15 protein-coding genes are annotated in these 12,063 nt (G+C 69.0%); 8 read left to right on the top strand and 7 right to left on the bottom strand.

Going from position 1 to position 12,063, the window contains the following annotated elements; all coding sequences use genetic code 11:
* Positions 1–76: 76 nt before the first annotated feature.
* The 3 genes from QOL99_RS10380 to QOL99_RS10370 form a co-directional block, all read right to left on the bottom strand.
* Complete coding sequence (locus QOL99_RS10380; RefSeq protein ID WP_285523637.1) at positions 77–676, bottom strand: SMI1/KNR4 family protein; 600 nt, start codon at positions 674–676, stop codon at positions 77–79.
* 44 nt (positions 677–720) lie between these two features.
* Positions 721–1,254 (bottom strand): DUF402 domain-containing protein, encoded by a 534-nt coding sequence (locus tag QOL99_RS10375; RefSeq protein ID WP_285523636.1) that lies wholly within the window; start codon positions 1,252–1,254, stop codon positions 721–723.
* 637 nt (positions 1,255–1,891) lie between these two features.
* A complete protein-coding gene (locus QOL99_RS10370; protein ID WP_285523634.1) occupies positions 1,892–2,356 on the bottom strand; it encodes a hypothetical protein in 465 nt (154 codons plus the stop codon).
* Between the two features lie 510 nt (positions 2,357–2,866).
* Here QOL99_RS10370 and QOL99_RS10365 point away from each other — a divergent pair.
* The 3 genes from QOL99_RS10365 to QOL99_RS10355 all read left to right on the top strand — a co-directional run bounded on the left by QOL99_RS10365 (position 2,867) and on the right by QOL99_RS10355 (position 4,440).
* Complete coding sequence (locus tag QOL99_RS10365; RefSeq protein WP_285523633.1) at positions 2,867–3,412, top strand: hypothetical protein; 546 nt, start codon at positions 2,867–2,869, stop codon at positions 3,410–3,412.
* A gap of 110 nt (positions 3,413–3,522) precedes the next feature.
* Positions 3,523–3,756: a hypothetical protein gene (locus QOL99_RS10360; protein WP_285523632.1), complete on the top strand. Its 234-nt coding sequence runs from the start codon at positions 3,523–3,525 to the stop codon at positions 3,754–3,756.
* A gap of 399 nt (positions 3,757–4,155) precedes the next feature.
* On the top strand, positions 4,156–4,440 hold the full coding sequence (locus QOL99_RS10355; protein WP_285523631.1) for a hypothetical protein: 285 nt from the start codon (positions 4,156–4,158) through the stop codon (positions 4,438–4,440).
* 8 nt (positions 4,441–4,448) lie between these two features.
* Here QOL99_RS10355 and QOL99_RS10350 read toward each other — a convergent pair whose 3' ends face one another.
* Positions 4,449–5,303: a hypothetical protein gene (locus QOL99_RS10350; RefSeq protein WP_285523630.1), complete on the bottom strand. Its 855-nt coding sequence runs from the start codon at positions 5,301–5,303 to the stop codon at positions 4,449–4,451.
* 95 nt (positions 5,304–5,398) lie between these two features.
* On the opposite strand from QOL99_RS10350, the gene QOL99_RS10345 reads away from it, so the two are divergent.
* The 4 genes from QOL99_RS10345 to QOL99_RS10330 all read left to right on the top strand — a co-directional run bounded on the left by QOL99_RS10345 (position 5,399) and on the right by QOL99_RS10330 (position 9,454).
* The gene (locus QOL99_RS10345; protein ID WP_285523628.1) at positions 5,399–6,259 is read left to right on the top strand and encodes a hypothetical protein; all 861 of its coding nucleotides are present in this window, start codon (positions 5,399–5,401) and stop codon (positions 6,257–6,259) included.
* The gene (locus tag QOL99_RS10340) at positions 6,256–7,536 is read left to right on the top strand and encodes a hypothetical protein (RefSeq protein WP_285523626.1); all 1,281 of its coding nucleotides are present in this window, start codon (positions 6,256–6,258) and stop codon (positions 7,534–7,536) included. The genes QOL99_RS10345 and QOL99_RS10340 overlap by 4 nt, the downstream gene beginning before the upstream one ends.
* A 109-nt stretch (positions 7,537–7,645) precedes the next feature.
* Positions 7,646–8,866, top strand: coding sequence for a hypothetical protein (locus QOL99_RS10335; protein ID WP_285523625.1), 1,221 nt, complete (start codon positions 7,646–7,648; stop codon positions 8,864–8,866).
* Between the two features lie 195 nt (positions 8,867–9,061).
* Positions 9,062–9,454, top strand: a complete 393-nt coding sequence (locus QOL99_RS10330) for a hypothetical protein (RefSeq protein WP_285523624.1) — start codon at positions 9,062–9,064, stop codon at positions 9,452–9,454.
* Positions 9,455–9,569: 115 nt separating this feature from the next.
* Here QOL99_RS10330 and QOL99_RS10325 read toward each other — a convergent pair whose 3' ends face one another.
* The 3 genes from QOL99_RS10325 to QOL99_RS10315 form a co-directional block, all read right to left on the bottom strand.
* Complete coding sequence (locus QOL99_RS10325) at positions 9,570–9,995, bottom strand: type II toxin-antitoxin system VapC family toxin (RefSeq protein WP_285523622.1); 426 nt, start codon at positions 9,993–9,995, stop codon at positions 9,570–9,572.
* Positions 9,995–10,240, bottom strand: coding sequence for a type II toxin-antitoxin system prevent-host-death family antitoxin (locus QOL99_RS10320; protein ID WP_285523620.1), 246 nt, complete (start codon positions 10,238–10,240; stop codon positions 9,995–9,997). Before QOL99_RS10320 ends, QOL99_RS10325 begins: the two co-directional genes overlap by 1 nt.
* 74 nt (positions 10,241–10,314) lie before the next feature.
* The gene (locus QOL99_RS10315; protein ID WP_285523618.1) at positions 10,315–11,310 is read right to left on the bottom strand and encodes an ABC transporter ATP-binding protein; all 996 of its coding nucleotides are present in this window, start codon (positions 11,308–11,310) and stop codon (positions 10,315–10,317) included.
* A gap of 38 nt (positions 11,311–11,348) precedes the next feature.
* Here QOL99_RS10315 and QOL99_RS10310 point away from each other — a divergent pair, with 38 nt between their 5' ends.
* Positions 11,349–12,053: a hypothetical protein gene (locus QOL99_RS10310; RefSeq protein ID WP_285523616.1), complete on the top strand. Its 705-nt coding sequence runs from the start codon at positions 11,349–11,351 to the stop codon at positions 12,051–12,053.
* Positions 12,054–12,063 lie beyond the last annotated feature (10 nt).

Here is a 12,063-nt window from a genome sequence, read left to right as displayed (position 1 = left end):
AGCCGAGCCTCTACTCGAAACCGTCCAAACTTTGGGGCCAGCCCAGCTCACCTCCTGCGGCTGGCTTGCTGTCCATTCAGGCTCTGGGGAGCTCTCCGGCCTTGACCAAGTGCGGCAACGAGTCCAGAAAGAAGGGCCGCTGCGGATGCCGGAGTTCCAGATGGGGTTCTCCCGAGGGAAGGCGGTTCACGACAACATTCGCCTGAAGCTGCTCCCCATACCAGCCAAAGAATCCTGCCACCGTCCAGGCCACCACCACAGTGTTCAGCCGACCGTCCCCGGAGCCCATTACCTGCCCCATCCGGCCCGCGGGACCGGGCGCGAAGTCCACGCAGAGCGTTCCCCCGCCGCCGTCCATGGCAAAGGGCCACCAGCGCGGGTGGCTTCCGACACCCTGCACGGCGTCCGGCGGCAACGACCCACTCACGATGTCCCCCGCGAACTCGGGCATCTCGCTATAGAAGTCACGCACGCCGCGCACGACGGTCAGGCTCTCCTCAAGCGGCAGGAGCCGCATTCCGATGAGACAGCCTGTCAGCACGCCCCAGGGCTGACCATCGGTGTCGCGGTAGACCTCGCGCAGGATCTCGGGCAATGGAAAGCCGAACTCGCGTTCGGCCGCCTGAAGCTGCGCCTCGCTCGCGGGACCCCGAAAGGTCGCGTCTATCTCCGGCACCAAGGCCGTGACCGCGGCGCGTAGGTGGCTCCACCGGGTAATCGTCATTGGAGGGGCCCGACTTTCACTTCGGTCCGCATATCCCCCCGCCAGGGCAAGTAAATCCCCTCCTGGGCCAGCCACGCCTCCAGATCACCTGTCGCCAGCAGACCGTTAACCAGGCAGTGCAAGGTACTTAGCGCCTGGGCTGCCTCCTGTGCGTCCAGCAGGCCTTCTTGTACAGCGGCGAGATACTCGTCGGTGTCCAGCACCATCGGCCTTCCGTCCTGGTGAACCGACACGTCCAGATACAGGTCCCGCGTGACCCACCGGGTCTCACCGGGCGTGATGGCCGCCACGTCCACGTAGAACTGGTTGTGCGCCACCCAACCGCTGCCGGTGAAGCGGTTGACCAGCAGGCCCAGCTCGGGCAGGATGTGCCGCTCCATGAAGTGGATGCGGGGATGGTCCACGAAGGCCCGGGCGAGGTGCAGGCCGAGGGGCGTCCGTTCGGCCCACAGCAGGGGGTAAGTGTCGGGCGCCTGGCCCTGTCCGTGGTCGAGGGTGTGGGTCAGGGTGGCGAGGTCCACGGTCTCCACGCGAACAGGGTGCATGTGCCAGCCTGTCACACGAAGCGGCCGGGCGGAGGCGCAATCCTGGTCTGTGGGGGCCTGAGCCACTGGCCACGCAGTCACGGAAGGATCACCTCCCCCCGCCGGGTCACTTGAAAGGTCAGGGGTTCAGCGACGATCACGCCTCCAGGTGTGGACGGAGACGCGAAGGCCACGTAAGGCCCGCCGGGCAAGGATGGACTGTATGGGCGCCCGAGGGGCAGCACGGTCCCCGCCACTGCCCTCGTCTGTCCGGGGGGAACCTCATGGCCCAGGCCAGCCAGCAGGCAACCCAGTTCTGGGTCGGTCTGCCAGACCACCTCCCGGGTCCTGACCCGGACGACGGCGTATCGGAAATCGCACACGCCCACGACGAACGCGGTAGAGGCCCGGCCCGTGTTCGTGAGCTGAAGGCTCAGGACCAGAGCGTCCTGGGGCGGTACCCGGCGCTCGAGGTGGACTCGCGCCCGGTGGGGCGACGGAAAGCCGTCCACCTGGATTACCGAGGTCAACGGCGCTAGGACCCCCGGAGAGACCGGCGGCCGTGGCCATCCGGTCCAGGCTAGGGCCCCCAGCGTGACCAGGATCAGGGCCACCGCCCAGAACCATCTGGGCAGTGCCGTCATCAGGGCTGTCCATCCGGCTGGAAGGAGAAGCTCGCCGCTCCCCCCGTCACGACCAGTTCGGTGACCTTGAGCTGGCTGCGCGGCACACCGCCGCCCAGCCGGACCCGGACCACGTTCCAGCCGGGGCGCAGCTTCAGGTTCACGAACAAGTTGTATTGCTCGGCCTCCTCCAGCCGCGTCACGTAGGGGAAGACGCAGCGCCGCTCGCCGCGCAGCCACACGTCTCCATCGGCGTGGAGCAGGAATCCGGTCCGGTCACTGACCTCTTTGGTTTCCTTCACGGCATAGGGCCAGACGTTCACGAACGCCTCGACCGGTGAGGTCGCCAGACGCAGGTCGGAAGGACCGTGCAAGGCATCCCCCAGGCCAGGAGGCGGCGCGTTCACCTCGGGATTCCGCGTCATAACCTCCACCCGGGTGAGGCGCACCTCCTCCTGGCCGGAAGGCAGCTGGAGTGTGTCCATGGCGCAGGGCTCAAAGTTGCTCAACTCCCGCACCCAGTCCAGGGGGGCACCCATTCACTCCCGGTGAGGTCCGGGGCAGGGGGGAGCCGGACCTTCACCCAGCCCGGCGCCACGATGCGCCCAGCGTCCGGCCACCGGAAGCCCGGCCCGGGGAACTCTGGTGGCGCCAGAGGGACCCGGGCCGCCAGCGAAACCGCTTGACCGACGGGGTACGTGGGCGAGACGCGTCCAGTGAGCGTCCCAGCCACGCCCAGCGCCGCGGATCGGATGTTCGGGAGGGGATGGGGCGTACAGTCGACGGCGGCCAGCAGCTCGGCCTCTGTGACCGTGGTGGGGACCGTCGTCTCAGGAGCAGGCTCCTCGGGACGGCAAGCGGTGAGGAGGGCCGTGAAAGCCAGCAGCAGGATGGGGCGCATCTGGACCTCCGGGGGTCTGGCCAGGATAGGGCGGCCAGCTGGTGTGTGCGCAAATCCTCCCCGCTTCGGGACCGCCGAGTGGCATGCTGGCTTGGTGCGCTCCCTTCTGTTGGTGGCCCTCTTGCTGCTCGCCGGGTGTCGGGAAGCCTCTGTCACCACGCGGGCGCCGACGGGTGAGGAACTCGCTGGGGTGCTGGGGACGGTCACGACCCTGGAACTCACGCCGCCCCGGGGTGCGCGGACCTACGCCCTGTCCCAGGGCATGCAGGGCCTACTGGAAGAGACGACGAAGGACGGTCGACTGCCCGTCACGGTGGGCCTGCTTCAGGACGGCTGCACGGGCACCCAGCGCCGCCTGGTGGTCCGAGTTGGGGGAATGTCCTCCAGCAGTTGCCTGGACCTTCCCTCGGCGTATGGGGCGACCGCGTCCCTGCCTCCAACGGAGCGGGCCCTGCCCCTGAACCGCTGGGTGCCGGTCTATGCCGTCCAGCCCTCTGTGCCGGGCCAGCGGGAGGGGAGTCAGGTGATGGACGACGATCCGCAGCACTGGACCCTGATCAGCGTGTACTTCAGCACGGAGAGCGATCCTGAGGCCCTGGACCCTCCGGATGCGTCCACCGCGCTGGAGCTGCTGCGGTGACAGCCCACCTGCCTGGGAGGTGGCAGATCTAGCCGCTGAGGACGAAGCCTTTCCTGCCAGCGTAGAATGAGGCTCACCCACAACCCAGCAGCGCTCTTTGGGAGGTCACCATGGCGGACAAGAAGACCGGGAAGGCAGCAGCATCGGCGGCATCCAAGACCTTGCGAGATGGCCGGACCAGCCAGGACTCGAAGTCGGCGGCAGGCAGTGCGCTTGCTCAAGTGCAGCAGGGACGCAGCACCAGTGACGCAGCGGCCAAGGCGGCGTCGGACGTGCTCCAAAGCCGCGATACGGGCAAGACGTCCAAGAAGGCCGCGGGTAGTGCTCTCTCGCAGAAGAAATAGGACGGGCCTGGGCGTCTGACCTCGAAAGGTGGGGCCTTCTGAAGTCCCCCTCACGTCAGCTTGGCGAACGTCGGGCAGAGTGCGCCTATGTGGCTCCTCTCGCTCGTTCTCGCGGGTGGCCTGGGCATGGCCCCAGCGCCCTCCCCGGAACGTCTGCTGTATCCCACCCAGGCGGAGCGCCTCCAGAGCTGCCGCACACCGGACACGCCTTCAACGGAGGCGGAATTGAACGCTGCGAGGCAGCGGGCCGGACAGCGTCAGGTGTGGTTCAGACCGCCCGCCGAGTCCCTGCGAGGGGCGTGTACCCGGACCGACCCCCGATATCCCGCGATTGTCCGGGCGGCCCAGGAATTCGATCGGGCGCTGAGCTCTTGGGAAACCTTTCCCGCGTCCGTCAGCGTGACCCTCTGGGCACCCATCCGGGATTTTCAGGAGGTCGGGCGGTGGCAGGCCTGGCTGGTGCTACGGGACGGCTTCGGGAAGGAGGTCCTGCGCTGGAAGCCGCGCACCGGCATGAACCGCCAACTCGTGCCGGGCACGGGGATGTCCATCCTGATCTTCGATTCGCCCACCGAGGGACAGCGGGCGTTGGTCCAGCGGGCGACGGCGCTGTGGGTGGAGGTCGGCTGGGGAGACGGACGCCCCCCCGTGCGGTACAACACGGCCTCCCTGCCTGGGTTCTAGCCCCGTGCTCAGGTGATAAAGGAAGCCCAATTCAGGTCCTCCTGGCCCGCTGGGGGCTGAAGGACGCCGAAACTCCCCTTCCACGCTTCCTGTCCGACCTGCACCAGCAGCAGGGTCCCGGTCTCCCGCTGCGCCCCCGTCACCCGCTGCCAGGTACTGGTCCATAGGGAGTCGGTGCTGGCCTGCTGCTCCAGCGTCCAACCCTGACGGCCCAGTTCGCCCGCGAAGTGGTCTTGCAGCCCTGGCGTGGAGCCCGGTCCCGCTAGCAGTGCGGCCGTATGCGCGTGGCTCACCTCACCGGGCCGCCCGGCGCTGTTGTCGAGGAGCTGCACCGTGATCCCCGGAGGCGCAAGCAGAAGTGGCAGCAGCAAGAAGGGTTCGTCGCCCCGCTGGACGTAATGGTCGTAGGCGTGTCCACCCTCCAGGCAGAGGGTGAGCAGAGTGCGGCCCTCTTCCCTTCGCCCACGCAGCACGGCCACGAAACGGGTCTCGTGATGCAGGAAGAAGTGCGGGAGCCCCTGGGCGGCGGGGCCTGGCTCCTCCCACTCCTGACCGAAGCCCCTGGGGGGAATGAAGGCGTGGTGATGGCCTTCCCAGCCTAGGGGGAGCAGGGCCTGACCCAGCAGGAGCTGGGCCTCCTCCACCGCGAGGAGGGTCTCGAAGAACACCGAGGCCGAGCCGCGGCCCGGATGCGGCAGAACGTTGGCCTCCACGCTGCCCACCAGGGTGAACTCTTGCGGGTGGGGAAGTGGGGCGGGGCAGGTCCGGGGCAGACCGTCCGGATGCACCTGGACTGTGGCCAGTGGGTGGCTCAGGAAGTCATGGATGGCACGGCGCAACACGTCCAGTTCCGTGTGGGGCATGCACCGAGCGTACGGCGCCTCGGCCTCCCCAGGACGGCGCCCTGGCCTTTACCCCACCCTCACGCCGCGTCAGCCCCGGCCCGTGACGCTGGGGCATGTCCTCCAAGATGCTGGTCCTGCTCGGTGCTCTCGCGCTCTCCACCGGCCTCGCGCAGACGCCCACCGTGTCCCCGGAACGCGAGCTGCTGGAACGCGCGGTCACGTCCCAGTGGGGTCCGGCCTCCCTCAAGACCAGCGTGCTGGTGCGGCAACTGCCCGCCGACCTCGGCCTCACCCTGCCCCAGGGGAGCCGGGTGGTCGGCAGCGTGGTCACCGAGACCTCCGATCCCGCCTTTCCCGCCGGAGTCACGGTCTACTTCGACACCGCCCTGACGCCCCCCCAGGTGCAGGCCCACTTCGACCGGGTGCTGACACAGGCGGGCTGGAAGGTCTTTCCTGGAGGTGGCGAGGGAATGGCCGAGGGCGGCTTCCTGCCCAGCACACCCATCGGGGGCCGACCCTACTACCGCCAGAACCCGGATCAGCAACTGTCCTTCCAGACCCGGGTGGTGAGAGGAGTCACCCAAGTGGCGCTCAACCGGCAGCGCTTCCCCAACCTGGCGGAGGCCCTGCGCTACTCCCAGGACGACCGCTTCAACCCGGTCCGCTCGCTGCCCAAACTGACGCCCCCGGCGGAAGCGACGGTCTCGCCCCGGGGTGGGGGCGGCGGGGGCGACAACGTGACCCAGTACGCGGGCATCGAGAGCACGCTCTCGCGTACAGCTCTCTTCGACCACTACGCCGCGCAACTGCGGCAAGCAGGGTGGACGATGCGCAACCGGGCCGATGTCGGAACGCTCACCAGCTCTCTGTGGAGCTTTACCCAGGAGGGCAAGGAACGGGTGGGCCTGCTGCTCATCGGGGAAGCTGGCCGAGGCCAGTACCGCGCCACCCTCGGCATCCAGGGGCTGGAGTGAAGGCCCTGATGCGGAGGGCACTGCTGCTCACGCCCCTGCTGTTCGGCTCAGGTCATGCCACCGACCTGCGGGTCTATCCAGGCTTCAGCGAGGTCCGTGAGGGCGTCACCGTCCAAGGCCAGCGCCTAGAGATCACCCTTGCGGAAGGGGTCTGGCCCGACTTATTGCCCGGATCGCTGGAGCTGCGTGGCCTGGGGCTGACCAGGCTCGTGCAGGACCGTGGTCCCGGCTGGCTGAAGCGGTTCGAGGGCCAGACGGTCAAGCTGCGCGAGAACGGCCAGTCCCAGCCCGTCACCCTGGTGCGGGCCTCCGACCTCACCATCCGGGACGCGGCAGGGGATTACCGCCAGGTGCGGCTCGACCAGCTCGCCTTTCCCACCTTGCCCCCCGAGGAGCCGCTCACTGGACCCCGGCGCCTGATCTTCGAGGTGGCACAGCCCGGCCAAGGGGTGTTCAGCTACCTCACCCGCTCGGTGACCTGGTCGCCCCGCTTCATCCTCTCGGCGGCGGGGAGCAACGCGGGCCTCGAAGCGCTGGCGGACATCCGGAATACGGCCACGGTGCCCTACACGTCCCAGACCACCGAGCTGTTCTCGGGCGAGGCGAGCCTGGCGAAGGGTCCAGCCGTTCCGATGCCTGCCCCAGTGGTGACCTATACCACCGGTCTGGCCGACACGGACACTTCCACGGGACCCCCACCGACCCTCAACCCGGCCGCGAGTCTCGGCGGCCTCTACCGCTATGCCCTGGACCGCCCGCTGACCCTGCCCGCTGGGGGGACCGTCACCCTGCCTTTCCTGAAGACCCGCCTGACCACCTTCGAGCGCTTCGTCGTGCTGAACACCTATTTCTCTCCGCAGAGCAGCCGGGGCGCCCTGAACCGCACTTACCGCCTGACGGCCGACCAACCCCTGCCCGGGGGCGTGCTGACCGTGCGCGAGGAGGGGCGCGTGGTGGGGCAGACGACGCTGGTGGAGACCGAAAAAGGCGAGAAGATCGAGTTCACTCTGGGCCGGGACCCGGAGGTGCGTTACGGGCGGGTGGTGAAGGTGCTGGAGCCGGGAGAGCGGGGCAGCGGCAAGTACCAGGTGACCTACACCTTCGAGAACAGCAAGGACCGCCCCCTCCGGGTGGAGCTGACCGAGCGGGTGTACAGTCGGGTCGCGCTCCGGATCAACGGGGTGGAAAAAACCGGGGAGGCGCGGATGGAACTGCGGGTGGACGTCCCCGCGAGGGGGAGCGTGACCCGCAGCTTCGCCGTCGAGATCGAGAACTGAACCAGGGCGCCCTAGGTGTGAGGGCTCGGCGTGACTACAAGGGGCAAGCACAGGGGCCCGCCTCTGTGCCCCTCACGCTTCGTCAGCCCCCGTCGGCCAGTCTGAAGCCATGCGCCTGCTTCCCGCCGCCCTGCTGCTGGGTGCCCTGCTGCTCCCCAGTGCCCAAGCGCGTGACCTGACCCTGGCCGAGCACCGGGCGGTCGCCTCCCAGGTGCTGACCTGGCCCGCGAGTGCCACGCTGCCCGAGTTGCCCCACCTGGCCCGGGCCGAACTTGGCCAGCACGACACCTGGCTGGCCGCGCTGCGCCCGCTCCCGTCTCAGGCCCGCCGGGACGCGGTGATGCTGAGCATGCCCGCCCTGGCCCGGCAGGGGGCGGTGGACGCTGCCCGCCGTGCCCTGGCCCTGGTGGACCGGCCAGACCGGGTGCGGACGTGGGCGGTTTCGGCCCTGCCGTTCTTGCACCAGCAGGGGAGTGACACGGCGGTGCAGGTGCTGGGCACGCTGGGTACACCGGTGGAACGCGTGCAGGCTCTGGCCATCCTCACCCAGGTGGCCATGACCGCTCCGGTTCCGAAAGCGGAGGTGCGCGCCGTGGCGGACGCGACCTGGGCAGCCTACGGACGCCTGACAACCGAGGAGCGGACGCGGCTCGTTCCCCTCATCGCTCCCACCGTCGCCGTCACGGGGACTCTGAGCCGGGCACAGCAACTGATCCCCAGCCTGAAGGACCTCCAAGATCAGGGGCGCTGGCTGACAGTGACGGAAGCCTTCTCTCAGGCGGGCTTTCCACAACTGGCACGTCAGGCTCTGGCGCAGCTTCCCCTAGACCGTGCCGAAGACATCGTGCGCATCCGCAGCGCCCTCCTGCTGCTCAAGCTGGGAGACGCTGAGCGGGCGTTTCAGGTGGCGACCTCCGCACCGCTCCCCTGGACCATGCGTGGGCACCTCGCCCGTGAACTGGCGACCGCCGGACACGCCGCCGAAGCCGCCCGCCTGGCCCGGACCCTCTTACCCGTCTCCCTCCGCGTCCAGAGCCTGGCCGAGATCGGCGGAATCCTGGCAGGCCAGGGGCAGACCGACGTGGCCCGGCGGCTGGTCGAGGAAGCGCGGGTGACCCTGCAAGGCGGCAACGCCCCCGACAGCACCTCCGCTGTGGTCCGGGCACTGGGGCGGCTGGGGCAGACCTCTGCCGCCGACGCCCTGATCCAGGGCTGGACGGGGCGTGGGGCGCGGCCACCTACTTCGAGGCGCGCCTGCGCCTGCTGGCGCAGGGCCTGGATGGCGACCCCGCGGCGCTGGGCGTTCGGCTGGACCAGATCACCCGGGTGACGCCTCCTGGTCTGAGGGTGGAGGGGTACCAGCTGGGGGCGCTGGCGGGCCTGCTGCTGGATCAGGTGGATCCTGAACGGCGCTGGATTGGGGAGGTCCGGGGTGGCCGTGGAGGTCCTGCTTGCCCGCTTCCCGCAACCCGGTCAGGCGCCCCCAGTGGGGGCGGTAGAGGCGGTTCGCACCCTGACCGTGCGCATGAGTGCCGCTGTGGCCCCGCTGCTCGACCCGGTCATCGCGGGGTACGCGGCGGGGCAGCCCCTGCTGCATATTCCCGGGGAGATGGTGGGGTCGTTCCATGTTCGGGGCGGCTTCTACCGGTCGGCCCAGGTGCCCGGCAAGGGCCTGGTGACGCTGTCGGCCATTCGTCTTCGGACAGAAGTCGGAGAGGTGGACGTCAAGGACGTGGTGTGGCTGCAGAACCTCGGCCAACCGGATGAACGGGGAATCACGGTGCTGCTGGATGCCGCGTGGTTGCGCGAAGAGGGGGGGTGTTCTGACGGTGCGCAGCCCCCACTTCTCCCGGCCGCTGGTGGTCACCGTCAAGGACGTGCAGGGCCGCAAGCTCTACACGGCCCGGTAGCCGCGTAGGAATTGCAGAACGAGGCTGATCGGGACCAGTTCAGGGCCACGAGGTGACGAGAGTCGGCGCGGAGAGAACCTTTACATAGCTGGGGCCACGCCCCAGCCGGACTGAACCGCCCCCTTACAGTTCTGCGCCCTCCCACGGATTGACGACCTTGACCCGTGCGGCCTCGAAGTCCGCGACATTGCGGGTCACGACCGTCAACCCATAGGTCAGCGCCGTCGCCGCGATCAGCGAGTCCGCGTAGCCCAGGGGCTTGCCCGCCGCGAGCGCCTGCGCGGTCATCCCCGCCCAGGTACGCGCCACCGCCCGGTCGATGGGCAGGACCCGGCCCGTGAACTGCACCTCCACACCGCTCAGAAACTCCTGCAGGGCCGCCCCCCGCCGGGTATCGCCCAGCCGCAGGATGCCCTGCTCCAGTTCTGCCAGCGTGATGACGCTGAGGTAGGTCTCCCCGACCCGGTGCGCTCTGAGCCAGGCCCGGACGCGTTCGTCGGGGCGGGGCCGGGTGCGCTCGCTGATGACGTTGGTGTCGAGCAGATACATCATTCCAGCGTGACGGCAGGTACAGGTGTACGGTCCCGCTCAAAGATCAGTTCCTCGGATGCTCCGCCCAGGGCGTCGTCCAGGGTGGTCTCGGCCTGCGTCAAGCGCACGAACTCCTGATACGGAATCACGACGACTGTCTTCTCCCCACGCCGGGTGACCGTCTGGGGTCCTTCCTCCAGCGCGGCGTCTACCAGTTCACTGAAGCGGGCCTTGGCGTCCTGCAATTTCCAGGCTTCCTTCATGACTCCTCCTGACCAGTGCTGACCAGTCGGCAGAAGTCTACCTGAATCTGGGCTGGGGTCAATCTGGGCTGGGGTCAGCCCAAGGCCTCAGGCATCTGCGGGGCCTGTTCCTCGGCAGAGCGGTACCCCTCGGCCTGGAGGGCGTACATCTCGGCATAGCGCCCGCCCCGCCGCAGCAATTCGGCGTGGGTGCCGTCCTCGATGACCTGGCCATGCTCCAGCACCACGATGCGGTCGGCCATCCGCACGGTGTTGAAGCGGTGGGTGATCAGCAGCGTCGTGCGCCCCCGCGTCAGGTCCCGGTAGCGGCCGAACAGTTCGGCTTCCGTCTCCGCGTCCAGCGCCGCCGTCGGCTCGTCCCGCAGCAGGATGGGCGCATCACGGTACAGGGCGCGGGCCAGCGCGACCCGTTGCCACTGTCCACCCGACAGGTCCTGCCCGCGCACGTGGAACTGGCGCCCCAGCAGAGTATTCCAGCCTTCCGGTAGCCCTTCGATCAGCTCCAGGGCACTTGCCTGCCTGGCTGCACCTTGCAACCTCGTCTCCTCGTCAGCTTCCCCGATCCGCCCCAGCGCCACGTTCTCACGGGCACTGAGCTGGTAACGGGTGAAGTCCTGCAACACCACGCCCAGCTGGCCCCGGTAGGCGGCCGGGTCGAATTCCCGCACGTCCACGCCGTCCAGGGTGACCCGGCCCCCCTGCGGGTCGTACAGGCGGGTCAGCAGCTTGACCAGGGTGGTCTTGCCTGCCCCGTTCACGCCCACCAGCGCAGTGGTCTCCCCGGCCCGCAGAGTCAGGTTCAAGTCCTCGAAGACCGGCTTCTGGGCTCCAGGGTAGGTAAAGCTCACGTTCTCCAGGGCGAGGGTATGGGGGCCAGGCGCCAGTAGAGGGCGGGGGCTGGAGGGTGCCACGACGCTGGGGCGCTGACCCAGGAACGCGGTGAGGTTCTGGAAGAAGAGGCTGTGCTCGTATACCTCGCCCAGGTGGGCCAGACCGCGCGACAGGCCCAGCCGCACGCCCGCCAGCGCCGCCACCATCACTCGCCGGGGGAGCAGGCCCCCGCCCGGCACCCATCACCGAGACGGCGGCGCAACGCGACGCGCGGTGGATGGACGCCCGACAGAACGCCGAACAGGTGCGGCAGGCGGGACAGCCCCTCCGGGCCCTCGCGCTGCTGGAGCGGGTCGTGCCGGAAGCCCGGGCGGCCCGCACGGATGAAGGCACCCACCTCGCCCGGCAGGTCCTGGGCTTCGTGCAGGCCGAGGTAGGGGCCCACCGGGAGGCGCTGGCGAGCTTCACGTTCGGGACGGGATCTCCCGGACTCTCCGAGCCAGAAGAGCGCCGCGTCAAGGAGGCGCGGCTGGTCGACGCCGTGGACGCCATCGTCGCGGCCTCGCGGGGACGCCGGATCGTCATCCTCAACGAGGCGCACCACGTCCCGCAGAGCCGCGAGTTCGCCCGGCGCCTCGCGCTCGCCCTGCGGCGGGAGGGCTTTTCCTATTTCGCGGGGGAAACCTTCCGGCCGGAGATCGTGTCCACGACCGCCCAGGGGTACGTCACCAGGGACAGCGGATACTACACGGCCGAGCCCGTCTACGCCGAGCTGGTCCGCAGCGTGCGGCGGGCGGGCTACACCCTGGTCCCCTACGAGGCCGAGACGTTTCTGCAAGGCGGCACGCCCGCGCAGCGGATCAACCACCGGGAGCGGCAGCAGGCGGAGAACCTGGTGGAGCGGGTCTTCAAAAAGGACCCGGCGGCGCGGGTGTTCATCTTCGTGCGCTCTCTAGGGGTCAAAAGTCAGATGGAGGCTTGAGAAGTCGGCT

It is taken from the genome of Deinococcus rhizophilus, from assembly GCF_030271215.1.
Classification (GTDB): domain Bacteria; phylum Deinococcota; class Deinococci; order Deinococcales; family Deinococcaceae; genus Deinococcus; species Deinococcus rhizophilus.
Note: the sequence above shows the minus strand (reverse complement) of the source record. Positions and strands in the feature narration are given on the sequence as shown.

Bases quoted from the DNA above. Each gene is read 5' to 3' on its own strand.
- QOL99_RS10370 (WP_285523634.1), bottom strand. From the start codon at position 2,356: ATGGACACACTCCAGCTGCCTTCCGGCCAGGAGGAGGTGCGCCTCACC.
- QOL99_RS10360 (WP_285523632.1), top strand. From the start codon at position 3,523: ATGGCGGACAAGAAGACCGGGAAGGCAGCAGCATCGGCGGCATCCAAG.
- QOL99_RS10350 (WP_285523630.1), bottom strand. From the start codon at position 5,303: ATGCCCCACACGGAACTGGACGTGTTGCGCCGTGCCATCCATGACTTC.
- QOL99_RS10345 (WP_285523628.1), top strand. From the start codon at position 5,399: ATGTCCTCCAAGATGCTGGTCCTGCTCGGTGCTCTCGCGCTCTCCACC.
- QOL99_RS10335 (WP_285523625.1), top strand. From the start codon at position 7,646: ATGCGCCTGCTTCCCGCCGCCCTGCTGCTGGGTGCCCTGCTGCTCCCC.
- QOL99_RS10330 (WP_285523624.1), top strand. From the start codon at position 9,062: ATGAGTGCCGCTGTGGCCCCGCTGCTCGACCCGGTCATCGCGGGGTAC.
- QOL99_RS10325 (WP_285523622.1), bottom strand. From the start codon at position 9,995: ATGTATCTGCTCGACACCAACGTCATCAGCGAGCGCACCCGGCCCCGC.
- QOL99_RS10320 (WP_285523620.1), bottom strand. From the start codon at position 10,240: ATGAAGGAAGCCTGGAAATTGCAGGACGCCAAGGCCCGCTTCAGTGAA.
- QOL99_RS10310 (WP_285523616.1), top strand. From the start codon at position 11,349: ATGGACGCCCGACAGAACGCCGAACAGGTGCGGCAGGCGGGACAGCCC.